The sequence below is a fragment of the Mesorhizobium sp. P2_E9 genome, from assembly GCF_056403815.1.
Genome location: NZ_JBFUET010000003.1, coordinates 182,019 through 205,821, shown reverse-complemented (window position 1 = coordinate 205,821; position 23,803 = coordinate 182,019). Strand labels below are relative to the sequence as shown.

The following is a 23,803-nucleotide window of genomic DNA, read 5'->3' as shown; positions in this document are numbered from 1 at the left end:
AAATGAGATTGCGGGAAATCCGCAGGGGTTTGAAGCGAAATGGCAAAGCTCAAGGTCGACGGGAAAGAGATCACTGTACCCGACCACTACACGCTGCTGCAGGCGGCGGAAGACGCGGGCGCGGAAGTGCCGCGCTTCTGCTTCCATGAGCGGCTGTCGATCGCCGGCAATTGCCGCATGTGCCTGATCGAGGTGAAGGGCGGCCCGCCCAAGCCGCAGGCCTCCTGCGCCATGGGCGTACGCGACCTGCGCCCCGGTCCCAATGGCGAGCCGCCGGAAATTTTCACCAACACGCCGATGGTCAAGAAGGCCCGGGAAGGCGTGATGGAGTTCCTGCTGATCAACCATCCACTCGACTGCCCGATCTGCGACCAGGGCGGCGAGTGCGACCTGCAGGACCAGGCGATGGCCTTCGGCGTCGATTCCTCGCGCTATCACGAGAACAAGCGCGCCGTCGAAGACAAGTATATCGGCCCGCTGGTCAAGACGGTGATGAACCGCTGCATCCACTGCACGCGCTGCGTCCGCTTCACCACCGAAGTCGCCGGCATTTCGGAGCTTGGCCTGATCGGCCGTGGCGAGGATGCCGAGATCACCACCTATCTCGAAAGTGCGATGACTTCGGAATTGCAGGGCAATGTCATTGATCTCTGCCCCGTTGGTGCGCTGACCTCCAAGCCGTTCGCCTTCCAGGCGCGGCCGTGGGAGCTGACCAAGACCGAATCCATCGACGTGATGGACGCTGTCGGCTCGGCGATCCGTGTCGATAGCCGTGGCCGCGAAGTGATGCGCATCCTGCCGCGCGTCAACGAGCAGGTGAACGAGGAGTGGATTTCCGACAAGACCCGCTTCATCTGGGACGGATTGCGCACGCAGCGCCTCGATCGCCCCTATGTGCGCAAGGATGGCAAGCTGGTTCCGGCAAGCTGGGCCGAGGCTTTTGCGGCGATCAAGGACGCGGTGTCGAAGGCCGCGCCCGAGAAGATCGGTGCTATTGCCGGCGATCTCGCGGCGGTCGAGGAAATCTACGCGCTGAAGCAACTGATGGCTTCGCTCGGTTCGAAGAACACCGACTGCCGCCAGGATGGCGCCGCACTCGATCCGTCGCTCGGCCGCGCCAGCTACATCTTCAATTCGACCATCGAAGGCATTGAGCAGGCCGACGCGGTGCTGATCATCGGCGCCAACCCGCGCTATGAAGCCTCGGTGCTCAACGCGCGCATCCGCAAGCGCTGGCGGGTCGGCAATCTGCCGGTCGGCGTCATCGGCGATGTCGGCGACACGCGCTACGAGTACGAATTGCTGGGCGCCGGACCGGATTCGCTGAAGGATCTGGCCGACGGCAATGGCAAGTTCTTCCAGACGCTGAAGAAGGCGACTCATCCGCTGATCATTATCGGCCAGGGCGCGCTGTCTCGTGCCGATGGTGCGGCCGTGCTCGGCCAGGCGGCGAAGCTCGCCGCCGCCGTCAATGCCGCTCGCGCCGATTGGAACGGTTTTGCCGTGCTGCACAACGCGGCCGGTCGCGTCGGCGGCCTCGACCTCGGCTTCGTGCCGGGTGAGGGCGGCAAGGATGTCGCCGGCATGCTGGGCGAGACGGACGTGCTGTTCCTGCTCGGCGCCGACGAGATCGACATGGGCAAGACCGGCGGCGCCTTCGTCGTCTATATCGGCACCCATGGCGACCAGGGCGCGCACCGCGCCAACGTCATCCTGCCGGCGGCCGCCTACACCGAAAAGTCGGCCACCTATGTCAACACCGAAGGCCGCGTGCAGCAGACCAACCGCGCCGGCTTCGCGCCTGGCGATGCGCGCGAGGACTGGGCGATTCTCAGGGCTCTGTCGGACGTGCTGGGCAAGAAGCTGCCGTTTGATTCGCTGCCGCAGCTGCGCGCCAAGCTCTACGGCGAGTATCCGCATCTGGCCCGCATTGACCATGTCGAGCCGGGCAATGCCGAGGACGTCGCCAAGGTGGCGAAGCTCGGCGGCCGGCTGAACAAGGGTACCTTCACCTCTCCGGTCAAAGATTTCTATCTGACCAACCCGATTGCGCGGGCGTCCGCCGTAATGGCGGAATGCTCGGCACTGGCCAAGAGCGGCTTCAAGCAGGCGGCGGAATAAGCATGGACACCTTCTTCTCCTTCTACGTGCTGCCGGCGCTGCTGATCCTCTTGAAGTCAGTCGTGCTGATCGTGGTGCTGCTGGTCTTCGTCGCCTACATTCTCTACGCCGACCGCAAGATCTGGGCGGCGGTGCAGCTGCGCCGCGGCCCGAACGTCGTCGGCCCCTGGGGCACGCTGCAGGCCTTTGCCGATCTGTTGAAATTCGTCTTCAAGGAACCGGTCATTCCGTCCGGCGCCAATAAGGGCGTTTTTCTGCTGGCGCCGCTGGTCTCCGCCGTGCTGGCGATCTCGGCCTGGGCGGTCATTCCGGTCAACCAGGGCTGGGCGATCGCCAACGTCAATGTCGGCATCCTCTATGTCTTCGCCATCTCCTCGCTCGAGGTCTATGGCGTGATCATGGGCGGCTGGGCGTCCAACTCGAAATACCCCTTCCTCGGCGCGCTGCGTTCGGCGGCCCAGATGGTGTCCTACGAAGTCTCGATCGGCTTCGTCATCGTCACCGTGCTGCTCACCGCCGGCTCGCTCAACCTGACCGATATCGTACTGTCGCAGCATGATGGGATTGGCACTCGGCTCGGCCTGCCCAACACCTTCCTCGACTGGAATTGGCTGGCGCTGTTCCCGATGTTCATCATCTTCTTCATCTCGGCGCTGGCCGAGACGAACCGTCCGCCTTTCGATCTGGTCGAAGCCGAATCGGAGCTGGTCGCCGGCCACATGGTTGAATATTCATCGACGCCGTTCCTGCTGTTCTTCCTCGGGGAATATGTCGCGATCGTGCTGATGTGCGCGCTCGCCACCATCCTGTTCCTCGGCGGCTGGCTGCCGCCCTTCGACTTCGCGCCCTTCACCTGGGTGCCCGGCGTCATCTGGTTCGTGCTGAAGGTCTGCTTCGTGTTCTTCGGCATCTCCATGGTGAAGGCCTTCGTGCCGCGCTACCGCTACGACCAGCTGATGCGTCTGGGCTGGAAAGTGTTCCTGCCGATCTCGCTGTTCATGGTGGTCGCCACCGCAGCCTTCCTCAAGATCACGGGGTTTGCGTGATGTCCGCTCTTTCCCAGGCCGCAAAATCGCTGCTGCTGCAGGATTTCGTCAGCGCCTTCTTCCTGTCGATGCGCCAGTTCTTCGCGCCGAAGGAGACGATCAACTATCCGCACGAGAAGGGGCCGGTCAGTCCGCGCTTCCGTGGCGAGCATGCGCTGCGCCGCTATCCCAATGGCGAGGAACGTTGCATCGCCTGCAAGCTGTGCGAGGCGATCTGCCCGGCGCAGGCCATCACCATCGAGGCCGGCCCGCGCCGCAATGACGGCACGCGCCGCACCGTGCGTTACGACATCGACATGGTGAAGTGCATCTATTGCGGCTTCTGCCAGGAAGCGTGCCCGGTCGACGCCATTGTCGAGGGGCCGAATTTCGAATTCGCGACGGAGACGCGCGAGGAACTCTACTACGACAAGGACAGGCTGTTAGCGAATGGCGACCGGTGGGAGCGCGAACTGGCGCGCAACATCTCGCTGGACTCGCCCTACCGCTGATATTTGACGCATGGACGGGGCGAGGGGCCTCGTCTAAGGACAACGCGGCTTGGGACCCGGAGGCGGGACCAGGCTACAGAAGCGGACAGGGCGAGAGCCCGTCCGGACAGGAACCCGGGGGAACCCCATGTTGAGTGGACTAGAGGCGGCCTTTTTCTACCTCTTCGCCTTTGTCGCCGTGGCGTCGGCGTTCATGGTCATTTCATCGCGCAACCCCGTGCATTCGGTGCTGTTCCTGATCCTGACCTTCTTCAATGCCGCCGGCCTGTTCTTGCTTACCGGGGCAGAGTTCCTGGCATTGATCCTGCTCGTCGTCTATGTCGGCGCGGTCATGGTGCTGTTCCTGTTCGTCGTCATGATGCTCGACGTCGACTTCGCCGAGATGAAGGAAGGCGCCCTGCAATATGCGCCGATCGGCGCGCTGGTCGGGCTGATCCTGGCGGCGGAGCTGATCGTGGTTCTCGGCGGCTACACCTTCGCGCCGAAGCTGGCTGCGACGGTCTCGAAGCCTATACCCGATCTCGCCGCGCGCTCGAACACGGCCGCACTCGGCGACATCCTCTATACCGACTACCTCTACTACTTCCAGATTTCGGGCCTCATCCTGCTGGTCGCCATGATCGGCGCCATCGTGCTGACGCTGCGCCACAAGGAAGGGATCAAGCGGCAGTCGATCGCAGCCCAGGTCGGCCGCACGCCGGCAACAGGCATGGAAATTCGCAAGGTCAAGTCGGGCGAAGGAGTCTGAGATGGTCGTCGGCATCGCACATTATCTGACCGTATCGGCGATCCTGTTCACGCTCGGCGTGTTCGGCATCTTCCTGAACCGCAAGAACGTGATCGTCATCCTGATGTCGATCGAGCTGATCCTGCTTGCGGTCAACATCAATTTCGTCGCCTTTTCGGCGGCTCTCGGCGATCTCGTCGGCCAGGTGTTCGCGCTGTTCGTGCTGACGGTCGCGGCGGCCGAGGCGGCCATCGGACTTGCCATTCTCGTCGTCTTCTTCCGCAACCGCGGCTCGATCGCGGTCGAAGACGTGAACATGATGAAGGGTTGACGGAACCACCATGTATCAGGCCATCGTCTTCCTTCCACTGCTCGGCTTCCTGATCGTCGGCCTGTTCGGCAATTCGCTCGGCGCCAAGGCATCCGAATACATCACCTCCGGCTTCCTGGTGATTTCGGCGGTGCTGTCGTGGGTTGCCTTCTTCAGCGTCGGTTTCGGCCATGGCGAGGTGTTCGTCGTGCCGGTGCTGCGCTGGATCCAGTCCGGCGGGCTCGAAGCATCCTGGGCGCTGCGCATCGACACGCTGACGGTGGTGATGTTGGTGGTGGTCAACACGGTCTCGGCGCTGGTCCACATCTATTCGATCGGCTACATGCACCACGATCCGAACCGGCCGCGCTTCTTTGCCTATCTGTCACTGTTCACCTTCGCCATGCTGATGCTGGTGACCGCAGACAACCTCGTGCAGATGTTCTTCGGCTGGGAAGGGGTGGGCCTCGCGTCCTACCTGCTGATCGGCTTCTGGTACAAGAAGCCCTCGGCCAATGCCGCGGCCATCAAGGCCTTCGTTGTCAACCGCGTCGGCGATTTCGGCTTCGCGCTCGGCATCTTCGGCTTGTTCGTGCTGTTCGGCTCGGTCAATCTCGGCACCATCTTCGCCAACGCAGCAACGTTCATCCCGGCTGAAGGCGCGCCGCAAGGTGCGGCGGTGCTGACCTTCCTCGGCCATGCGCTGGACAAGCAGACGGCGATGACCGTCGTGTGCCTGCTGCTGTTCATGGGGGCCATGGGCAAGTCGGCGCAGGTGCCGCTGCACACCTGGCTGCCGGACGCCATGGAGGGCCCGACGCCGGTCTCGGCGCTCATCCATGCCGCCACCATGGTGACGGCCGGCGTGTTCATGCTGGCGCGGCTGTCGCCGCTGTTCGAATTGTCGCATTCGGCGCTGACAGTCGTCACCGTCATCGGCGCTTTCACCGCCTTCTTCGCGGCGACCGTCGGTCTCGTCCAGAACGACATCAAACGCGTCATCGCCTACTCGACCTGCTCGCAGCTCGGCTACATGTTCGTGGCGCTCGGCGTCGGCGCCTATGGCGCGGCGATCTTCCATCTGTTCACGCACGCTTTCTTCAAGGCGCTGCTGTTCCTTGGTTCGGGCTCGGTCATCCATGCCGTCTCCGACGAGCAGGACATGCGCAAGATGGGTGGCCTGCGGAAGTTGATCCCGACCACCTACTGGATGATGGTGATCGGCACGCTGGCGCTGACCGGCGTCGGCATTCCGGTGACGGTCATCGGCACCGCCGGCTTCTTCTCCAAGGACGCGATCATCGAAAGCGCCTTTGCCGGACATAACTCGGTCGCTGGCTTTGCCTTCATCCTGCTGGTCATCGCCGCCTGCTTCACCTCCTTCTACTCCTGGCGGCTGATCTTCATGACCTTCCACGGCAAGCCGCGGGCGAGCCATGAAGTGATGCACCATGTGCATGAATCGCCGCCGGTGATGCTGGTGCCGCTGTTCATCCTGGCCGCCGGTGCGCTTTTTGCCGGCATCATCTTCCACAATTCGTTCATCGGCGAAGGCTATGCCGAGTTCTGGAAGGCGTCGCTGTTCACGCTGCCGAACAATCACATCCTGCACGACATCGAAGAACTGCCGCTGTGGGTCGAGCTGTCGCCCTTCATCGCTATGCTGATCGGCTTCGCGCTGGCCTGGAAATTCTACATCCGCTCGCCGGAAATGCCGGTGAACTTGGCGAAGCAGAATCGCGGGCTCTACGCCTTCCTGCTCAACAAGTGGTATTTCGACGAGCTTTACGACTTCCTGTTCGTGCGGCCCGCCAAGCGCCTCGGCCATTTCCTGTGGAAGACCGGTGACGGCACCATCATCGATGGGCTCGGGCCCGATGGCATTTCGGCGCGCGTCGTCGATGTCACCAACCGCGTCGTCAAGCTGCAGACCGGCTACCTCTACCATTATGCCTTCGCCATGCTGATCGGCGTTGCCGCACTCGTCACCTGGATGATGCTCTGATGACCGCCTGGCCAATCCTCTCGCTGGTCACCTTCCTGCCGCTGGTTGGTGTGCTGCTGATCCTGTTCATCAGGGATGACAGCGAAAACGCACGCCGCAACATCCGTGCCATCGCGCTGCTGACCACGACATTCACCTTCATCATCTCGCTGTTCATCTGGACCGGTTTTGACAATTCGCAGGCCGGCTTCCAGTTCGTCGAGAAATTCGCCTGGCTCGACTCCGGCATTTCCTACCATATGGGCGTCGACGGCATCTCGATGCTGTTCGTCATCCTGACGACCTTCCTGATGCCGCTCTGCATCCTGGCGTCGTGGGAATCGATCGAGAAGCGCGTCAAGGCCTACATGATCGCCTTCCTGCTGCTCGAGACGCTGATGATCGGCGTGTTCTGTGCGCTGGACATCGTGCTGTTCTACGTCTTCTTCGAAGCCGGCCTGATCCCGATGTTCATCATCATCGGCGTCTGGGGCGGCAAGCGGCGTGTCTACGCCTCGTTCAAGTTCTTCCTCTACACGCTCGCCGGCTCGGTGCTGATGCTGCTCGCCATCATGGCGATGTTCTATCAGTCCGGCACGACCGACATCCCGACGCTGCTCACGCACAGCTTCCCGGCCCACATGCAGACATGGCTATGGCTGGCCTTCTTTGCCTCCTTCGCGGTGAAGATGCCGATGTGGCCGGTGCACACCTGGCTGCCCGACGCGCACGTCGAAGCGCCGACGGCAGGCTCGGTGATCCTGGCCGCCATCCTGTTGAAGATGGGCGGGTACGGCTTCCTGCGCTTCTCCTTGCCGATGTTCCCGCTGGCGTCCGAGATGTTCGCGCCGCTGGTCTTCACGCTTTCCGTCGTCGCCATCATCTACACCTCACTGGTGGCGCTGATGCAGGAGGATATGAAGAAGCTGATCGCCTATTCGTCGGTCGCCCATATGGGTTTCGTCACCATGGGCATCTTCGCCATGAACCAGGAAGGCGTGCAGGGCGCGATCTTCCAGATGCTCAGCCATGGCCTCGTCTCGGGCGCGCTGTTCCTGTGCGTCGGCGTCATCTATGACCGCATGCACACGCGCGAGATCGCCGCCTATGGCGGGCTGGTCAACAACATGCCGAAATACGCCACCGTGTTCATGGTCTTCACCATGGCCAATGTCGGCCTGCCGGGCACATCAGGCTTCGTCGGCGAATTCCTGACCATGCTCGGCGTCTTCCGGGTCAACACCTGGGTGGCGTTCTTCGCCGCCACCGGCGTGATCCTGTCGGCGGCATACGCGCTCTGGCTCTACCGCCGGGTGATCTTCGGCGCGTTGACCAAGGACAGCCTGAAGGGCCTGCTCGACCTGTCGCCGCGCGAGAAGTTAATCATCTACCCGCTGGTCGTGCTGGTCATCTTCTTCGGCGTCTATCCCGCTCCCGTCTTCGACGCGACGGCCCAATCGGTCAAGTCGCTCGTCACCAATGTCACCGCATCCATCGGCGCCGCGCAGACCGCGGCGGCGAACTGACCAGAGGTTTTGCGAACCATGACGCCGGACCTTCTCTCCAGCCTGTCGCTCTCGACGCCCGAGCTGATCCTTGCCATCGGCGCGCTCACGCTGCTGATGGTCGGCGCCTATTCGCGCGCCAACACCGCCAACTTCGTCACGGGCCTGGCGGTGGCCGTGCTGGTGATCGCCGGCTTCTGGCTGATCTTCCAGACCGGGCAGGGCAGTGCCTATGGCAACGCCTTCATCCAGGATTCCTTCTCCCACTTCATGAAAGTGCTGGCGTTGGTCGGCTCGGCGGTGACGCTGATCATGTCGATGCGCTTTGCCAAGGCGGAGCGTTTCGACAAGTTCGAATATCCGGTGCTGATCCTGCTGTGCACGCTCGGCATGATGCTGATGATCTCTGCCAACAGCATGATCGGGCTCTATCTCGGCCTCGAACTGCAATCACTGGCGATCTATGTGCTGTGCGCGATCAACCGCGACAATCTGCGTTCGACCGAAGCTGGCCTGAAATACTTCGTCCTCGGTGCGCTGTCGTCGGGCATGCTGCTCTATGGCATCAGCCTGGTCTACGGCTACACCGGCAACACCGGCTTCCAGGAGATCGCCTCGGCGCTCGGCAGCGGCGAGCGCCAACTCGGGCTGGTTTTCGGCCTCGTCTTCGTGCTGGCCGGACTTGCCTTCAAGATCTCGGCGGTGCCGTTCCACATGTGGACGCCTGACGTCTATGAAGGCGCGCCGACGCCGGTGACGGCCTTCCTGGCGGCAGCGCCCAAGATGGCGGCGATGGCGCTGATCGTGCGCGTCACCATGGGGGCGTTCAAGCCGATCGCCGCCGACTGGCAGCAGATCATCGTCTTCATCTCGATCGCCTCGATGGCGCTCGGCGCCTTCGCCGCGATCGGCCAGACCAACATCAAGCGGCTGATGGCCTATTCCTCGATCGGCCATATGGGCTACGCGCTGGTCGGCCTTGCCGCCAACAGCCAGGCCGGCGTGCGCGGTGTTGCCATCTACATGCTGATCTATCTGGTGATGACGCTCGGCACCTTCGCCTTCATCCTCGCCATGCGGCGCAAGGAAGGCAATGTCGAGCAGATCAGCGACCTGGCTGGCCTGTCGTCGACCAATCCGATCATGGCGACGATCCTGACCATCCTGATGTTCTCGCTGGCCGGCATCCCACCGCTCGCCGGCTTCTGGGGAAAATGGTACGTCTTCCTCGCCGCCATCAACGCGCATCTCTACGCGCTGGCGATCATCGGCGTGCTGGCCTCGGTGGTGGGCGCCTATTACTATCTGCGCATCATCAAGATCATGTGGTTCGACGAACCGGTCGGCGGCTTCGTGCCGATGGCCAGCGAACTGCGTGTCGTGCTCGGCGTCTGCGGCGCCTTCGTGCTGTTCTATGTGCTGATCGGCGGTCCGATCGGCACCTATGCCGAAGCCGCCGCCAAGACATTTTTCTAGACGGGATGGCATTTCGGCTGGCCCCAACCTCGGCGTCGGAAGGGTTCCGGCTCGAGGCCCATGACAGCGTCGGTTCCACCAATACGGTGGCGCTAGACCACGCGCGGGCAGGCGACCCGGGCAGGCTGTGGATCGTTTCCAAGAAGCAGGAAAGCGGGCGTGGCCGGCGTGGCCGTGCCTGGGTGTCGCCCGAAGGCAATCTGGCGGCGACCTTGCTCGTCCTCACCGGCGGTGAGCTTCGCCTTGCCGCGACGCTGGGGTTCGTCGCCGGCCTGTCGCTTGCCGATGCACTCGACGCCGTGGTGCCGAAGGGCCGGATATCAATCGGCCTCGATGGCGGGAGCCAGGGACAAAACCGTTTCGAGCTGAAATGGCCGAACGACGTGCTTGCTTCCGGTGCAAAGCTCGCCGGCATCCTGCTGGAGTCGGCGATATTGGACGGTGGCCGCTTCGCGGTCGCCGTCGGCATCGGCGTCAATGTGGTGGCGCATCCGCCGGATTTGCCGTATCCCGCGACATCGCTGCAAGCTCTTGGCGCGACATGCGATGCGGAAACGCTGTTCCTGGCGTTGTCGGATGCCTGGAGCGAGAATGCCCGCCTGTGGGATGAAGGGCGCGGCCTAGCCGCCGTCAGGCGGCGCTGGCTGGCGCGCGCGGCGGGGCTTGGCGGCGAGGTTGCTGTCAGAATTGACGGTAATGTGGTGCGTGGGGTGTTCGAGACCATTGACGAAGACTGTCGTTTCGTGATCCGCGACGATGAGGGGTCTGTTGTGACGATCGCAGCCGGCGACGTGCATTTCGGCGCGGTGGCCTCCGCCCGGGTTTAGAGCGGTTCATTGTTCGATATGAACAATGACGGCTATAACTGTTTGTTTCTGCGCAATTCCTGTGGGAAAGCCGTTACACGCTTTTCCTGGAATTGCTTCAACGGCTTGGCCTGAGGGCCAGGAAGGAAAAAATCATGGCGAAAGCCGAAAACGCTGAACTCGTCTTCGTGCCGCTTGGCGGCGTCGGCGAGATCGGCATGAACTTCGCCCTCTACGGTTACGGCCCGCCGAGCGCGCGCGAATGGATCGTCATCGATGTCGGCGTCACCTTTCCAGATGCCAGCCTGCCCGGCGTCGACCTGGTGCTGCCCGATACGCGCTTCATCGAGGAGAATCTCGCCAATCTGCGCGGCATCATCATCACCCACGCGCATGAGGATCATTATGGCGCGCTGCTCGACACCTGGCCGAAGCTGAAGGCGCCGGTCTGGATGACGCCGTTCAGCGCCGGGCTGCTGGACGCCAAGCGGCAGGGCGAGCAGGGTGCGCCGAAAATCCCGGTGACGATCTACCGGGCCGGCGAAAAATTCACGGTCGGCCCGTTCGAGATCGAAGCCATTCCGGTGGCGCATTCCATTCCCGAACCAATGTCGCTGGCGATCACCACGCCGGCCGGCACCGTCATCCACACCGGCGACTGGAAGATCGATCCGGAACCGACGATCGGCCCCAAGACCGACGAGGCGCGCTTTCGCGCCTATGGCGACAAGGGCGTGCTGGCACTGATCTGCGATTCGACCAATGCGCTCAGGGAAGGCGAGTCGCCTTCGGAAGTCGCCGTCGGCGAGGGCCTGAAGGGCGTCATCCAGAGTGCTGTCGGCCGCGTCGCCGTCACCACCTTCTCCTCCAATGTCGGGCGCATCGTCTCCATCGCGAGAGCGGCACGCGATGCCGGCCGCCAGTGCCTGGTGCTGGGACGCTCGCTGAAGCGCGTTATCGATGTCGCCGACGAGCTTGGCTACATGGACGGCTTGCCGGAATTCATCGCTGAGGAAGATTTCGGCTTCATCCCGCGCGAAAACCTCGTCATCATCTGCACCGGCAGCCAGGGCGAGCCGCTGGCGGCGCTGGCGAAACTGTCGCGCGACGAGATGAAATCGGTGTCGCTGACGGCAGGCGACACGGTGGTGTTTTCCTCGCGCACCATCCCCGGCAATGAGAAGGCGATCCTCGAAATCAAGAACCGTCTCATCGATCTCGGCGTCAAGATCATCGAGGACGGCGATGCGCTGGTGCACGTCTCCGGCCATCCCCGCCGCAGCGAGTTGCGCAAGATGTATGAGTGGGTGCGCCCGCAGATCGGCGTTCCCGTGCATGGCGAGGCGGCGCATCTGGTGGCGCAGGGCTCGCTGATGTCGACCTCCGGCATCGGCCAGGTGGCGCAGGTTCGCGACGGCGACATGCTGAGGCTCGCTCCCGGCCCCGCCACCATCATCGACCAGGTGCCGTTCGGCCGCATCTACAAGGACGGCAGGCTGATCGGCACCGACCAGGCGATGGGCATTCGCGACCGGCGCAAATTGTCCTTTGCCGGCCATGTCGCGGTCAATGTCGTGCTTGACGACAAGTATGAACTGGCCGGCGATCCCGATCTGGTCGCCATCGGCGTCGCCGAGGCCGATGCCAGCGGCGAGACGCTGGAAGATTTGATGATCGATGCGGCCGTCGGCGCGGTGGATTCGATTCCTCGTCAGCGGCGGAAAGACCTCGACCTGGTGCAGGAAGCGGTGCGTCGCGCGGTGCGCGGCGCCGTCAACGAAGCCTGGGGCAAGAAGCCGCTGGTGACGGTATTCGTCACCAGATAGAGCGGTGCTGATCGCTCTATAGCGTTTCACCGTTTCATGGAAACGGCGAACCGCTCTAACTCTTTGTTTTGACGCAATTCCGGACGGAAAACCGCTCACACTTTTCCTGGAATTGCTCTAGACGTTCAGCTGATAGCTGACCGGAAGCCAGCGAAAAGAACCGTTCGCCGATTCGATGTAACCCAGGCCTGGAAATGGCATGTGGTGGCCGGCGACCAGCAGGCGCTGTTCAGCGGCCATCTTCAGCAGACGCTTGCGGGTCTCTACGGCCTGCTCTTTGTCGTCATCGAAATCGGCATGCCATTCGGGATGCTGGATGGACACGACATAGTGCAGGAAGGCGTCCGACCAGATCAGCAATTGCTGGCCGCCGCTTTCGACGAGAAATGCCAGCAGGCCGGGCGAATGGCCTGACGCATCGATGGCGGTAATGCCCGGCAGTACCTCGTCTCCAGGCGCTATGAATGTTGCCCGCTCGGCCAGCCCGGTGCAAATCTGCCTGAACAGATCACGGTTGGCCAATCTGGCCTCGCGAACCGCTGTTCCCTCGGTCCAGAAGGCGAATTCCGCGGCGCCGAATACATAGCGTGCCCGGCTGAAAACCGGCTCCCCATTTCTGACAAGCCCGCCGATGTGATCCGGGTGTCCGTGTGTGATGACCACCACGTCAATGTCATCAGGCCCGAGCCCAAGGTCTCGCAATCCGTCCAGGAGTGAACTGCCCTCATCTCCGCATCCGGTGTCGAACAGGATCTTTTCGGAACCGGTGTCGATCAGCGTCGGGATGAAACAATGCTCGTACCGATCCCGGTCGATGAAGTTCGAGACCGCGAGTTCGAGCACCGCACCTGGCGACTGTCCGGCTGCAAAGGCCGATGCAAGGTTGTCACGAACATCGACGTCGTCGAGCAAGGCGGCAATCTTGAATGACCCGAGATCGAAGTTGAAAACGCGGGCGCGGGCAGAGCGGATGTAAGACATTGCCGTTTGTACTTTGCGGTTGCCGGTCGGAACAGCCTCGATCGTGATTTGGGAGAATGTTCACCAAAGTGCGACAGTGCGCGCCTCGTGAATGGCTGTTGATCTCAGCCGATTTGACGTATGACGCCAGCCATTGGACAGAGGAGAGACAGCTCGGACATGCTCGGACGGCTGAACCATGTCGCGCTTGCCGTGCCGGACCTGGCTGCCGCCATTGCCGCTTACCGCAACACGCTCGGCGCCGAAGTGACGGAGCCGCAGGCTTTGCCGGAGCATGGCGTCACGGTGGTGTTCGTCAATGTCGGCAACACCAAGATCGAATTGCTGGAGCCCTTGGGCGAGGGCTCGCCGATCGCCGCTTTCCTGGCGAAGAACCCGTCCGGCGGCATGCATCATCTCTGCTACGAGGTCGACGACATCCTGGCCGCGCGCGATCAGCTCAAGGCCGCCGGCGCCCGCGTGCTGGGCGACGGCAACCCGAAGATCGGCGCGCATGGCAAGCCGGTGCTGTTCCTGCATCCGAAGGATTTCTTCGGCACGCTGATCGAACTGGAGCAATCATGAGCTGGGTTTCGTTCACCGCCCTGTTTTTCGCGACCTGGTGGGTAGTGTTGTTCGCCGCGCTGCCGTTCAGCGTCCGCACGCAGGACGACGATCATGACGTGACGCTGGGCACGGTTCCAAGCGCGCCGCGCGGGCCGCACATGCTGCGCGCGGTGGTCCGCACCACCATCGCCACGGCGATCCTGATGGGCATTTTCTATGGCCTGACGCACGGGCTCGGATACAGCCTCAACGACATCCCGCACATCGTGCCGGATTTCGGCCAGACCCCGGCTAAATAGATATCCCGGCAAGGGTGCTCCGAAGACATCGGAACGCTGCGGATGGGATTGAAATGCCGCCGAATCTTGCGGCCATATGCCTGCTGACGCTAGGTCATGTAATCTGGCAACTCACCGCGCTAACCAGATGATTGCACAAAAAAAATGCAAGGCACGAGGCCTTGCAATTAAACGCGTCCGATCTGTTTCCGTTTTCCGGCGGCAGCGAATAACCGCGCCTAGATCGCATCCTCCCAAGACTTTGACCGCGTAGGAGAGCAGATTTTTCTCCGCCCTCTCGGTTATCGCGGGACATTAGCCTAAGGCGAATGAAAATGTCACGAAGAATTTTGCCTCGAAACAGGCATTCTCGTGCTGCACTGCACAATAGTATGGCATGCTTTGCTTTCGAAACGACCACAGAGCCTTTGCGGCATGTCCTCAGTTGACGCGCGCAAAGAATTGGCGACCAAATCCGAAGACGTTCGCCACGCTCGATACCGGCACGGCCTAGTCCGGAAACCGGAGGAATCCGGGCGCTAGGGCGTCAATGTGCCGCCATGGCCGGGTTCCCATTGTGCCATGAAATGGCTATGAAGCCGGGTCAAGCAAGCTTGTGTCGCGCCGATTCTGGCGTGGCCGTTCTCATTCACGGACCAGTCCATGCGTTTGTCGCGCTATTTCCTGCCTATCCTCAAAGAAAATCCGCGCGAGGCCGAGATCGTCTCGCACCGGCTGATGCTGCGTGCCGGCATGATCCGCCAGCAGGGGCAGGGCAGTTTTTCCTGGCTGCCACTCGGTAAGCGGGTGCTGGACAAGGTCTGCCAGATCATCCGCGAAGAGCAGAACCGCGCCGGCGCGCTGGAAATCCTGATGCCGACCATCCAGTCGGCCGATCTGTGGCGCGAAAGCGGTCGCTATGACGACTACGGCAAGGAGATGCTGCGCATCAAGGACCGCCAGGACCGCGACATGCTCTACGGTCCGACCAATGAGGAAGTGGTCACCGAGATCGTCCGCGCTTACGTTAAGTCCTACAAGGACCTGCCGCTCAATCTCTACCACATCCAGTGGAAGTTCCGTGACGAGGTGCGGCCGCGCTTCGGCGTCATGCGCTCACGCGAATTCCTGATGAAGGACGCCTATTCCTTCGACCTCGATTTCGAAGGCGCAAGGGCTGCCTACAACAGGATGTTCGTGTCCTATCTCAGGACCTTCACGCGCATGGGCCTGCAGGCGATCCCGATGCGGGCCGATACCGGGCCGATCGGCGGCGATCTCAGCCACGAATTCATCATCCTGGCCGATACCGGCGAGAGCCAGGTCTATTGCGACCGCGAGTATCTGTCGCTTCAGGTGCCCGGCGAAAACACCGACTTCGCCAATGACGCCGAGATATCGGACATCGTCAAAACGTGGACGACGCCTTACGCCGCCACCGACGAGATGCATGATGAGGCGGCGTGGGACAAGCTCGGCGAAGCCGACCGGGTCTCGGCGCGGGGCATCGAGGTTGGCCACATCTTCCATTTCGGCGACAAATATTCGAAGCCCATGGGCGCCAAGGTGACCGGACCCGACGGCAAGGATCATTTCGTCTCCGGCGGCTCCTACGGCATTGGTCCGTCGCGGCTTGTCGCGGCGATCATCGAAGCCAGCCACGACGAGAACGGCATCATCTGGCCGGACGCCGTGGCGCCGTTCGACATCGGCCTGATCAACATGAAGGTCGGCGACGCCGAGTGCGACCGAGTCTGCGACGAGCTCTATGCCGCCTTCACTGCCAGCGGCAAGGATGTGCTTTACGACGACACCGACCAGCGGCCGGGCGGCAAGTTCGCCACCGCCGACCTGATCGGCCTGCCCTGGCAAGTGATCGTCGGGCCGCGCGGCGTGGCTGCAGGCGAGATCGAGATCAAGAATCGCAAGACCGGTGAACGCGAAACACTGCCGCTGGCCGACGCGAAAAAACGCTTCGGTGCGGCCGCATGAGCGAGGCGGCGGCGACAAGATCGGCGGGCGCCGGCCCTTTCTCCATCTTCGAACGCATGGTGGCGTGGCGCTATTTGCGTTCGCGGCGCAAGGAGACGGTGATTTCTGTCATCGCCTCGATCTCTTTCCTAGGCATCATGCTTGGAGTAGCGACGCTGATCGTCGTCATGGCCGTGATGAACGGGTTCCGCGCCGAGCTGTTGACGCGCATCCTTGGCGTCAACGGCCACCTGATCGTGCAGCCGCTCGATTCGCCACTTGAGGATTACGCCCAGGTCGCCGGCCGCATCAACGGCGTGCCCGGCGTCAAATACGCCATCCCGCTGATCGACGGCCAGGTGCTGGCGCAAGGCAATGTCGGCGGCGGCACCGGCGCACTGGTGCGCGGTATCAGGGGTGAAGATCTCAGCAAGATCGCCATCGTCGCCAGCAACATCAAGCAGGGCTCGCTCGCCGATTTCGATAGCGGCGAGGGCGTCGCCATCGGCAAGCGCATGGCGGAGAATCTCGGGCTGACGCTCGGCGACACCATTACGCTCATCTCGCCCGATGGCGACGTGACGCCGATCGGCACGACACCGCGCATGAAAGGCTACAAGATCGCGGCGATCTTCGAAGTCGGCATGTCGGAATATGACACCTCCATCGTCTACATGCCGTTCTCCGAAGCGCAGCTCTATTTCAACATGGATGGCCGTGCGCAGACGATCGAGATCTATGTCGACAATCCCGATAATGTCGACGCGCTGAAACCGAAGGTGGAAGAGGCGGCGCAGCGGCCGATCGACATGGTCGACTGGCGCCAGCGCAACGAGACCTTCTTTTCCGCCCTGCAGGTCGAGCGCAACGTCATGTTCATGATCCTGACGCTGATCGTGCTGGTGGCGGCGCTCAACATCATTTCCGGACTGATCATGCTGGTGAAGGACAAGGGGCACGACATTGCAATCCTGCGCACCATGGGCGCGACGCGCGGTGCAATCTTGCGCATCTTCCTGATGACGGGGGCGGCGATCGGCGTCACCGGCACGCTCGCCGGCGTGCTGCTTGGCGTCGTCATCTGCACCAACATCGAATCGATCCGGCAGTTCTTCTCCTGGATGACCGGCAAGGTGCTGTTCAATCCGGAGCTCTATTTCCTCAGCCAGCTGCCGGCAAAGATGGATCCGCGCGAGACGACCTATGTCGTCATCATGGCACTTGGACTGTCCTTCCTGGCGACGGTGTTTCCAGCATGGCGGGCCGCCCGCCTCGATCCCGTCGAAGCCCTGAGGTACGAGTAGTGGCCGAGGTCATTATCGAACTAAAGAGCGTCGAGCGGCACTATATGCAAGGGCCGCGCAAGCTCACCATCCTGAACGGCGCCGATTTCTCGCTGAAGCGCGGCGAGATGGTGGCGCTGGTGGCGCCGTCGGGCACCGGCAAGTCGACGCTGCTGCACACGGCCGGCCTGCTGGAACGCCCCGACGCCGGCGACGTGATCCTGTCCGGCCGGGCCTGCGGGCGGCTGTCCGACGACGAACGCACGTCGATCCGCCGCAACGATGTCGGCTTCGTCTACCAGTTCCATCACCTGCTGCCGGAGTTTTCCGCACTGGAAAACATCATGATGCCGCAACTGATCAAAGGCCTGTCGCGCAAGGAGGCGGCCGAGCGCGCCGCACAGCTGCTCGACTATATGCAGATCGGCAAGCGCGCCTCGCACCGGCCGGCCGAATTGTCCGGCGGCGAGCAGCAACGCGTCGCGATTGCCCGTGCGGTCGCCAACGCGCCGCTGGTGCTGCTGGCCGACGAGCCGACCGGCAACCTTGACCCGGTCACCGCCTCCTATGTCTTCGACGCGCTGGGCGCACTGGTCAAGCAATCGGGCCTCGCCGCGCTGATCGCGACCCACAATCACGACCTGGCATCGCGCATGGATCGGCGCGTTACGCTGGCCGATGGCAAGGTTGTCCCATTGTAGGCTGCGCGATGGCGCGTCTGGCTGCCTGTGGTTCGCACACCCGGCTCGTGTTATCGTAGGCTCTGGGAGACGGCGGACGCGCCGTGAGTGCCCGCCCGCTCCCTATTGTGGGAGGAACAAATGGCCTATTACGTGCTGCTGTCGAATTTCACAGATCAAGGTATCAGGAGTGTAAAGGATACTCAGAAGCGTTCTGAGGCCTTCAAGGCGATGGCCAGCAAAAGCGGTGTCAAAGTCCACACCCTGTTGTGGACGCTTGGCCAGCATGATGTGGTGGCGATTGCCGAAGCAGACGACGACATTGCTGCGACCGCACTAGCCCTGTCGATAGCGTCGCAAGGTAACATCAGAACTCAGACGCTGAGGGCGTTCGACACGGCAGATATGACCAAGATAATGGCAAAGATGGCCTGACCGGAGCGTAGGCATTCACGCCATTCCGGCTAGTCACCGCGGCTCACACCAAGGTGCGGTGGAGGCTTCCCGCCCGCAGCGGGCTTAATGGCAGCAATCGCAGTTGCGATTTCCGGACCATCGGGAACTGCCCGACTGTGGGCGAGAAGATCGCTTGCCGCAGAGTTGAGATCACCAAGGGCGAGGTGCGCCATCCGCCACGCTTGGCGTGATCGCGAACCGCTTCGGCATGGTACGTTCCCGGGCACTCGCTGGTCGGAGGCCGCCGTGAAAAAGATCATTCTCGGGGTTGCTGCGTTGCTGTTCTTGGTAGCCGTCCTGGCGACCGTCTATTCATTGATCTTCGGTTGCCCGCATGGCGGTTCATACCGGTGCGTGCAGGGCTTCAACCGGGAAGTCTGTGGCTGCCCCCGCAATCGTAACCTTCGCTGCGCTGCTCGCGGATGGTCTGCCTCGTGGGTCAATAGCAGCTTCACTCGCCTCCCAGCGAGCGGTTAATCTTTTGCTAACCGTTCCAAATTCCCGTCCTATCTCCATATCTCCGTGGGCGTTGACATTGAAACAAAATTAGAACAAATTGCGAACATATCAACAACAGGAGAGAGTTATGACCGATCTGGTTCAGGATGTCATCTCACTGGTTTGCATGAGTGCGTTTCTCGTTTCCATGGCGATCTGGATCGGCGCCATGTGATTTGGCGGCCCTTGCCGCCGTCGTTTCCGGCGATTGAAACCCGCTTCGCAGTTAAGTCTTTCTTGCCGCCGCGGCGCTAGTGTGCGTCTCCAAGGCAGGAGCAACGTCCAGGTGTCGCCGATCGTCACGGCCATTCTCGTGGCCAGCAATCTCGGGCTGATCTTTCTCTTGATGACCGCGCCGCTTGGTTTGCGCACGGTCAGGGTCAGCCGCGTGATTGCGACGGACCGCCAGCGCCTCTGGCAGGCGCTGTGGCCGCTTGGCAGCGACGCCGGCTGGTCCGGCGAGATCCTGTCGGCGCAGCCGCTGGACGGCGAGGGCGTGTCCTGCATCATGCTGTCGTGGGAAGGCCGCGACGGCAAGCCGATCGAGCGCAGGGCGCGGTTTGAAGACGTCGTCGAGGGCAGCCGATTCGCCATGCGCGTCCTCGAGGATACCGCGCTCGATCTCTCGTTCTGGAAAGACTATCGCGAAACCGCCGAACTCGTCTCCGAAGGCAGCGGCACGCGGGTGACGCTCAGCCAGACGGATCGTTACCGCGGTATTGCCTTTCTGGTGTTCCGTTACTTCGCCATGCGCCGCGAGCTGTCCAAGCTGCAGCGTTGGGCGATATCAGGGCAGTATCGCAAAGGCGGCTGGTTCGAGCATCCGCTGAGCCAGGTCGGCTTTGCCGTGCTGTCGGCATTGATCCTGTGGCCGTTCTTCGGCCTCCATCTCGGCGGGCTGGCGCTGGCCGCGATCCTGACGTCGGTCGTGGCCTTGCACGAACTCGGCCACATGGCGGCGTTTCGGCTGATGGGCCACCGCAAGGCGCGGATGATCTTCATTCCGCTGCTCGGCGGCATCGCCATTGGTGGCCGGCCCTATAACAGCCGTTTCGAGGTGGCGTTCGTGGCGCTGATGGGGGCGGGTTTCTCCGCCTTCCTGGTGCCGATCGTCATCGCCGCCAGTGCGTTTGCGGGCGGCGAGGGGCACAAGGGCGCTGCCGTGCTGCTGGCGGCGCTAGCGGGCTGCGCGGCTCAGTTCAACATCGCCAATCTGGTGCCGGTGTGGAAATTCGACGGCGGCCAGGTGCTGCGCCAGATCTGCCCCGGGCCGATCGCGCTGGCGCTGGCCTCGTTCTTCCTGCTTTCCGTCTTCCTGGCACTCGGCCGACAGGCAGGCTTCTCCTCCGGCTTTCTAATCGTGGCGGGAGCGGTCTTTTCGATCCTCAGCCTGCTCACTGTCGGCAGCGGCGTGAAGCCGCGCCACGAGTTGGAGCCGATCCGCACCGTTGACCGCTTCGCCATCGCCGGCGCGCTGCTGGCGGTGTTCACCATTCATGGCTGCGGCGTGTTGTGGGCGTCGGCGCAACTGCTTTGAACTCGCGCTGAGCCCGAAAGGGTCAACCAGCCCTGCGGGCCGCTTCGACAGTCAAGGCAGTGGCAGGACCGAACACGTCCTCGAAGGCTGATTTCAGCGCCAGGTCAAGGTCGGCCATACCAACGGGAAGGCCAAGGTCGACGAGGCTGGTGACGCCGTGGTCCTGCACGCCGCAGGGCACGATGCCGCCGAAATGCGCGAGATCCGGCTCGACATTGATGGCGATGCCGTGAAAGCTCACCCAGCGCCGCAGCCGAATACCTATTGCCGCGATCTTGTCCTCCGCCGGAGAGCCGTCCGGCAGCGCAGGGCGATCGGGCCGCACCACCCAGACGCCAACACGGTCCTCGCGGCGCTCACCATGGACGTTGAAGGCGGCAAGCGTGCCGATGATCCATTGTTCGAGCGCGGCGACGAAGGCGCGCACGTCCTCGCGCCGCCGCTTCAGGTCAAGCATGACATAGGCGACCCGCTGGCCGGGCCCATGGTAGGTGTATTCGCCGCCACGGCCGGCCGCGAAGACCGGAAAGCGATCAGGATCGATCAAATCCTCGATGCGGGCGCTGGTGCCTGCGGTGTAGAGCGGAGGATGTTCGACCAGCCAGACCATTTCGCCGGCGGCACCGCTGCGGATCGCCTCGGCACGCGCTTCCATGAAGGCCAGCGCATCGGGATAGGCAGTAAGGCCAGGCTCGATGCGCCACTCGACTGGTGCCGAGCCGGGCAGGGGCAGGAAGGACGTGGCGATCTGGCTGCGTTCTGGCATGACGTGTCGCTTTCTGCTCATGCATGTCGTGGCCCCAAAACCGCCTTGCACTTTTGGGCGACATGCAACGCCTCCCATATGGCGTCAATCGTCCAAAACGTCCAGTTCCGGCCGTTCATTCCAATCCTGTGGACCGTTATGCCAATCGCCTGAGATTATTGCGTGCGGCGCACTTGTTTCGCCGGAAACGATTTGCTACACGCCGCGAGCCGGTCGGTTCCGGCTCCTACCACGTGCGGTCGTGGCGGAATTGGTAGACGCGCAGCGTTGAGGTCGCTGTGGGGCAACCCGTGGAAGTTCGAGTCTTCTCGACCGCACCATTCTCTTTCTGAAGCAAGTCTTCGGACGCCCAGAAATCACCTCCGGCAATCTGGCGGTCATCAGACCCCGAGCATGGCTCTGGCCGTCCTACAAATGCTGGACCTTTGGCCCATTCGGCAGATCGACGGTAACGACGAGGCCGGTTGGCTGGTTGTCGTGCAACTCGATCTTGCCACCGTGGCCCTGGATGATGTCGGCTACGATCGAAAGGCCCAGGCCGAAGCCGTGCTTCGAGGCAACTCCGCGTGACATGTCCTCCTTGAAGAAGGGTTCGAAAACGCGCGAGCGCGCCGTCATCGAAATGCCCGGCCCATCATCACCGACCGCGATGCGCGCCGCCGTGTCGGTCTGCGTCAATGCGACGGTGACATTGCCGGCGAATTTGACCCCGTTGTCGCACAGGTTGGTGATCGCACGCGCCAGCGCATTGGGCTTGCACCAGCCCAGAAGCCTGTCCGGTCCGGAATAGGAAACCGAAAACCCGACATCGGAGAATTCGGCGCAGACGGTTTGCAGCACGCTGGCAATGTCGGCCCGCTGCAGCTTTTCCGTCGAAACATCGTTGCGCAGATAGGTCAGGGTCTCGTCGATCAGGTCTTCGATGTGCCGAACGTCAGACAATATGGTGGTTCGGACGGGGCCGTCCTCCATGCGCTCGGCGCGAAGCCGCAGCCGTGTCAACGGCGTGCGCAGATCATGGCTGACGCTGCGCAACATGCGCGTGCGGTTTTCGATCATCGTGCGGATACGCGCCCGCATCCTGTTCAGCGCGCGTGCCAGGCCGACCATTTCGATGGAGCCGTGTTCGGCGAAAAGCTCGTTGCCGTTCTCGATCTCTGCCTCTCCCAATGCGTTCGAGATGCGCTTCAGCGGCTCCGTCACGGCCCATACCGCAAACAGCCAAAGCAGCACGGGCAAGGCGACAAAAGCCATGAACCGGTAAAATGAGACACGCACGAAGCCTGACGTCAGCCAGGAATCGGGCATGCCGAAATGCGCCAGGACGCTCTGCTGGTCCAGATCGATAACAAACGCGTATCGGCCGCCAATCCGTATCCAGCGTCCAGCAACCGAGCTGCTCTCGATCTGCAGAAGCCATGTGATGCTTCGCCATTGCAGATAGGAATCTGGAATATTGCTGATCTGTTGCCTGGGCAGGATCTTGAAATCAAAGCCGGCGTGCGTCGCAGCAGCCAGAACGGCGCTGCGGGCCTCGGTTGGCGTTTCGCGCAACAAGGCAGCAACAACGGCAGCTCGCCTGGCGCTGTCTTCCACGACCGGGAGGTCGGCATTCTCTATCAAGCCTTCGAAGGCCGATCCGGCGGACATGATCACAATCACGGCGATGAAAATGATCGCCGCGAACTGCCCACGCACCGACCGGGGCAGGAAACGGCGGACCAAACTCCTCACGCTTCCTCCACTGTCGCGGTGAAGATGTAGCCGCCCAGTCGAACCGTCTTGAGAAGCACCGGATCGCGTGCGTCCTTTTCGATCTTCTGGCGGATCCGGCTGACATGGACATCGACGCTGCGCTCGATCGGGCCGGCAAGCCCGGCATGGGTTACGCTGAGCAGTTCCTCGCGCGACAAAACCCGGCCCGCATTGCGGCAGAACGCCAGCAACAGATCGAATTCATGTGTCGTGGTCGCAACCCGCGCGTTACTCGGATCATGCAATTGCCGGCGAACAGGATCGAGGCGCCAGCCGTTGAAGCAAAGCACTTTTGTCCGGTCCCGTTCGTCGGGAGCGTAAGCCGTGCGGCGTAGCAGCGCCCGTATCCTTGCCGTCAGTTCGCGCGCGCTGAACGGTTTCGTCACGTAGTCGTCGGCGCCGATCTCCAGCCCGAAGATGCGGTCGATTTCCTCGCCAAGCGCGGTCAGCATCAGGATCGGAACATTTGTTTGCGCGCGAAGCCGGCGGCAGATGCTGAGGCCGTTTTCACCCGGCAGCATGATATCGAGCACGATCAGATCGAATTTCTGGTTGCGAAGCGCGGCGTTCATGCGGACGCCGTTGCCGGCGACTTCCACGATCATGCCGTTTTCGGTGAGCGTCTCGCCCAGCATGCGCGCGATCTCGAGATCGTCTTCGACAATGAGGATATGCGGGCCTTGCCTCGGCGATTTGAACTCGGCGTTCAGATCGATCCGGCTGGAGCTTGCCGCGGCCTGCATTGCATTTTGTGTGGGCA

The 23,803-nt window shown here is 62.4% G+C and carries 21 protein-coding genes and 1 tRNA gene; 18 read left to right on the top strand and 4 right to left on the bottom strand.

All coding sequences use genetic code 11. From position 1 onward, the window contains the following. Positions 1 to 39: 39 nt before the first annotated feature. The 10 genes from nuoG to AC1D05_RS06970 all read left to right on the top strand — a co-directional run bounded on the left by nuoG (position 40) and on the right by AC1D05_RS06970 (position 12,292). Complete coding sequence (nuoG, locus tag AC1D05_RS07015) at positions 40 to 2,121, top strand: NADH-quinone oxidoreductase subunit NuoG (protein ID WP_477439464.1); 2,082 nt, start codon at positions 40 to 42, stop codon at positions 2,119 to 2,121. A 2-nt stretch (positions 2,122 to 2,123) separates the two neighbouring features. Next, positions 2,124 to 3,167: an NADH-quinone oxidoreductase subunit NuoH gene (nuoH, locus tag AC1D05_RS07010; RefSeq protein ID WP_172227648.1), complete on the top strand. Its 1,044-nt coding sequence runs from the start codon at positions 2,124 to 2,126 to the stop codon at positions 3,165 to 3,167. Continuing rightward, positions 3,167 to 3,658 (top strand): NADH-quinone oxidoreductase subunit NuoI, encoded by a 492-nt coding sequence (gene nuoI / locus AC1D05_RS07005; RefSeq protein WP_023763316.1) that lies wholly within the window; start codon positions 3,167 to 3,169, stop codon positions 3,656 to 3,658. The genes nuoH and nuoI overlap by 1 nt, the downstream gene beginning before the upstream one ends. 127 nt (positions 3,659 to 3,785) lie before the next feature. Beyond that, on the top strand, positions 3,786 to 4,406 hold the full coding sequence (locus AC1D05_RS07000) for an NADH-quinone oxidoreductase subunit J (RefSeq protein ID WP_477439461.1): 621 nt from the start codon (positions 3,786 to 3,788) through the stop codon (positions 4,404 to 4,406). A gap of 1 nt (position 4,407) precedes the next feature. Continuing rightward, complete coding sequence (gene nuoK / locus AC1D05_RS06995) at positions 4,408 to 4,716, top strand: NADH-quinone oxidoreductase subunit NuoK (RefSeq protein ID WP_027025980.1); 309 nt, start codon at positions 4,408 to 4,410, stop codon at positions 4,714 to 4,716. Between the two features lie 10 nt (positions 4,717 to 4,726). Beyond that, the gene (gene nuoL / locus AC1D05_RS06990) at positions 4,727 to 6,700 is read left to right on the top strand and encodes an NADH-quinone oxidoreductase subunit L (protein ID WP_477439459.1); all 1,974 of its coding nucleotides are present in this window, start codon (positions 4,727 to 4,729) and stop codon (positions 6,698 to 6,700) included. Further along, positions 6,700 to 8,205, top strand: a complete 1,506-nt coding sequence (locus tag AC1D05_RS06985; protein ID WP_477439457.1) for an NADH-quinone oxidoreductase subunit M — start codon at positions 6,700 to 6,702, stop codon at positions 8,203 to 8,205. Before nuoL ends, AC1D05_RS06985 begins: the two co-directional genes overlap by 1 nt. Positions 8,206 to 8,223: 18 nt before the next feature. Next, on the top strand, positions 8,224 to 9,660 hold the full coding sequence (nuoN, locus tag AC1D05_RS06980; protein WP_477439455.1) for an NADH-quinone oxidoreductase subunit NuoN: 1,437 nt from the start codon (positions 8,224 to 8,226) through the stop codon (positions 9,658 to 9,660). Positions 9,661 to 9,665: 5 nt separating this feature from the next. After that, positions 9,666 to 10,487 (top strand): biotin--[acetyl-CoA-carboxylase] ligase, encoded by an 822-nt coding sequence (locus tag AC1D05_RS06975; RefSeq protein WP_477439453.1) that lies wholly within the window; start codon positions 9,666 to 9,668, stop codon positions 10,485 to 10,487. A 134-nt stretch (positions 10,488 to 10,621) separates the two neighbouring features. After that, a complete protein-coding gene (locus AC1D05_RS06970) occupies positions 10,622 to 12,292 on the top strand; it encodes a ribonuclease J (protein ID WP_477439452.1) in 1,671 nt (556 codons plus the stop codon). Positions 12,293 to 12,409: 117 nt separating this feature from the next. Here AC1D05_RS06970 and AC1D05_RS06965 read toward each other — a convergent pair whose 3' ends face one another. Then, positions 12,410 to 13,273 carry an MBL fold metallo-hydrolase gene (locus AC1D05_RS06965; protein ID WP_477439450.1) on the bottom strand — a complete coding sequence of 288 codons (864 nt, stop codon included), beginning with the start codon at positions 13,271 to 13,273 and terminating at the stop codon, positions 12,410 to 12,412. Positions 13,274 to 13,432: 159 nt separating this feature from the next. Here AC1D05_RS06965 and mce point away from each other — a divergent pair, with 159 nt between their 5' ends. The 7 genes from mce (at position 13,433) to AC1D05_RS06930 (ending at position 20,522) form a co-directional block, all read left to right on the top strand. After that, complete coding sequence (mce, locus tag AC1D05_RS06960; RefSeq protein ID WP_208702194.1) at positions 13,433 to 13,837, top strand: methylmalonyl-CoA epimerase; 405 nt, start codon at positions 13,433 to 13,435, stop codon at positions 13,835 to 13,837. Beyond that, positions 13,834 to 14,118: a DUF1467 family protein gene (locus tag AC1D05_RS06955; protein ID WP_477439448.1), complete on the top strand. Its 285-nt coding sequence runs from the start codon at positions 13,834 to 13,836 to the stop codon at positions 14,116 to 14,118. The genes mce and AC1D05_RS06955 overlap by 4 nt, the downstream gene beginning before the upstream one ends. Before the next feature lie 642 nt (positions 14,119 to 14,760). Beyond that, on the top strand, positions 14,761 to 16,089 hold the full coding sequence (proS, locus tag AC1D05_RS06950) for a proline--tRNA ligase (protein WP_477439446.1): 1,329 nt from the start codon (positions 14,761 to 14,763) through the stop codon (positions 16,087 to 16,089). Further along, positions 16,086 to 17,372, top strand: a complete 1,287-nt coding sequence (locus AC1D05_RS06945; protein WP_477439444.1) for a lipoprotein-releasing ABC transporter permease subunit — start codon at positions 16,086 to 16,088, stop codon at positions 17,370 to 17,372. Before proS ends, AC1D05_RS06945 begins: the two co-directional genes overlap by 4 nt. Next, positions 17,324 to 18,052, top strand: coding sequence for an ABC transporter ATP-binding protein (locus tag AC1D05_RS06940; RefSeq protein WP_477439442.1), 729 nt, complete (start codon positions 17,324 to 17,326; stop codon positions 18,050 to 18,052). Before AC1D05_RS06945 ends, AC1D05_RS06940 begins: the two co-directional genes overlap by 49 nt. 120 nt (positions 18,053 to 18,172) lie before the next feature. Then, the gene (locus AC1D05_RS06935; protein ID WP_095204077.1) at positions 18,173 to 18,466 is read left to right on the top strand and encodes a GYD domain-containing protein; all 294 of its coding nucleotides are present in this window, start codon (positions 18,173 to 18,175) and stop codon (positions 18,464 to 18,466) included. Between the two features lie 805 nt (positions 18,467 to 19,271). Beyond that, on the top strand, positions 19,272 to 20,522 hold the full coding sequence (locus tag AC1D05_RS06930; RefSeq protein WP_477439440.1) for a site-2 protease family protein: 1,251 nt from the start codon (positions 19,272 to 19,274) through the stop codon (positions 20,520 to 20,522). A 22-nt stretch (positions 20,523 to 20,544) separates the two neighbouring features. Here AC1D05_RS06930 and lipB read toward each other — a convergent pair whose 3' ends face one another. Next, the gene (gene lipB / locus AC1D05_RS06925; protein ID WP_477439438.1) at positions 20,545 to 21,288 is read right to left on the bottom strand and encodes a lipoyl(octanoyl) transferase LipB; all 744 of its coding nucleotides are present in this window, start codon (positions 21,286 to 21,288) and stop codon (positions 20,545 to 20,547) included. A 235-nt stretch (positions 21,289 to 21,523) separates the two neighbouring features. Between lipB and AC1D05_RS06920 the strand changes: the two genes are divergently transcribed. After that, positions 21,524 to 21,608 (top strand) — tRNA-Leu (locus AC1D05_RS06920). A gap of 88 nt (positions 21,609 to 21,696) precedes the next feature. On the opposite strand, the gene AC1D05_RS06915 is transcribed toward AC1D05_RS06920, so the two are convergent. Continuing rightward, positions 21,697 to 23,022, bottom strand: a complete 1,326-nt coding sequence (locus AC1D05_RS06915; RefSeq protein WP_477439436.1) for a HAMP domain-containing sensor histidine kinase — start codon at positions 23,020 to 23,022, stop codon at positions 21,697 to 21,699. After that, positions 23,019 to 23,786, bottom strand: coding sequence for a response regulator (locus AC1D05_RS06910; protein ID WP_477439938.1), 768 nt, complete (start codon positions 23,784 to 23,786; stop codon positions 23,019 to 23,021). The genes AC1D05_RS06915 and AC1D05_RS06910 overlap by 4 nt, the downstream gene beginning before the upstream one ends. Between the last annotated feature and the right edge of the window lie 17 nt (positions 23,787 to 23,803).